The sequence below is a fragment of the Amycolatopsis sp. cmx-11-51 genome, assembly GCF_047608665.1.
Lineage (GTDB): Bacteria > Actinomycetota > Actinomycetes > Mycobacteriales > Pseudonocardiaceae > Amycolatopsis.
Genome location: NZ_JADNQO010000040.1, coordinates 1 through 1,604 on the forward strand (window position 1 = coordinate 1; position 1,604 = coordinate 1,604).

Consider the following 1,604-nt stretch of genomic DNA (forward strand, 5'->3'; position numbering starts at 1 on the left):
TCGCGAGCCTGCGATCCGGGGCGTCCACAAGGGCGGTGACAAGATTCTCGACACAGGTGTGCAGCAGCTCGCACACCTGCACCGGATCCACTGGCGCCACGGCCTCCACGACCAAGTCGAAACCGGTAGAGCCCTGGTCCACCGAGACGTCGAGCGGGTAATTGGTGTGTTCCCGCACGGAAAGCACCTGGAAACCGTCCAGTCCGGACTCGTCAGAATCGGCATCCTGAACGTGGCGGTAGTTGAAGATCGAGGTGAACAAGGGCCCGCCCCCGGACAGCCCGCTGGCCGCCTGCGCCAGGGTCAACGGCGCGTGCTCGTGCACCATCAGGTCAGCGAGCTGGTCACGCATCCCGATCAGCGCCTGGCCGGCGTCTTGGCCAGCGAGGTCCACCCGGACCGGGAGGGTGTTGATGAACAGGCCCGACACCCGATCCGCGGCGGCGCCGGCGTTCATCCGTCCGAACAGGACGGTGCCGAACACGACGTCGCTCCGGCCGGACACCGCCCCGAGCACGCGAGCCCACGCCAGGTGGAACACCGTCGCCGGGCTGACGCCGAGGTTCCGCGCCACCTCCCACACGCGGGCCGCCAGGTCGGCGTCCACGGTCAGCCTGCCTTCCGCGGCCGTGCTGCCGTCGCCGAGCACGTCCGTCAGGCCGTACGGCGCGGTCGTCTCGGTGACATCGCCGAGCAGGTCGGCGAAGTACCGCTCGTGCTCCCCACGCGGCACTCCCAACCGTGCCTGCGCGACGAACTGGCGGAACGGGACCGGTGCGGGCAGCCGACCGGATTGCCCGGCCATGAACGCCCGCACCTCGTCGAGCAGCACGTCCGACGCCGTATGGTCCTGCACGAGGTGGTGGACGCGCACCAGCGCCAGCCACTGTCCGGTGTCTTCTTCCGCCGCGACGCGCACGTCCATCAGCGGAGCGCGGCCGAGGTCCAGCCGCCCGCCGTCCGCCGCGAGTACCCGGACCGCGATATCTTCGACGACCGGCAGTTCAGCGTGTCGCACCACCACCTGCACCGGCTCCCGCATTCGCTCCCACACGATGGCCGTGCGGTACACGTCGTTGCGATCCACGACCTGCTGTAACGCGGCGAGGAAAGCGTCAAGACGGCCTCGAGAGTCGAACCGCAGCACCGAGGGCGTGACGTAGACGTCGGTTCCGTCCTGTTCGATCATCACATGGTGAAAGAAGATGCCTTCCTGCAACGGCGCCAGCGGATACACGTCCTGCACGTTGGCCACCCCACCCGGCACCGCCTCGACCACCCTGGCGATCTCCGCTTCGGTCAGGTCCACCAGTGGCAGCATTTCCGGGGTCAGTTCGGCGGTGTCGTCCGGAATCAGGTTCGGCGGCACCACCACGGATTCCGGGCCCGCCACCGAGGCCAGTCCGGCCGGAGTCGGCATCGAGAACAACGCCCGCACCGAGACCGACACCCCGCGCTGCCGCAGCCACTCCACCAGCGACACCACGAGCAGCGAATGCCCGCCCAGCACGAAAAAGTCGTCATCCACACCGACTCGTTCCAGGCCGAGCACCTCGGCGAACGCCTGGCACAGCACTTCTTCCCGCGCGGTCTCCGGCGCGCGA

Annotated in this window: 1 protein-coding gene; it reads right to left on the minus strand. The window is 68.7% G+C overall.

The genetic code is table 11. The annotated features are described in order from the left end of the window. Window positions 1-1,604 (minus strand): condensation domain-containing protein (locus ACM6LU_RS39115; protein ID WP_414942911.1); only part of this gene is annotated, 1,604 nt, incomplete at both ends.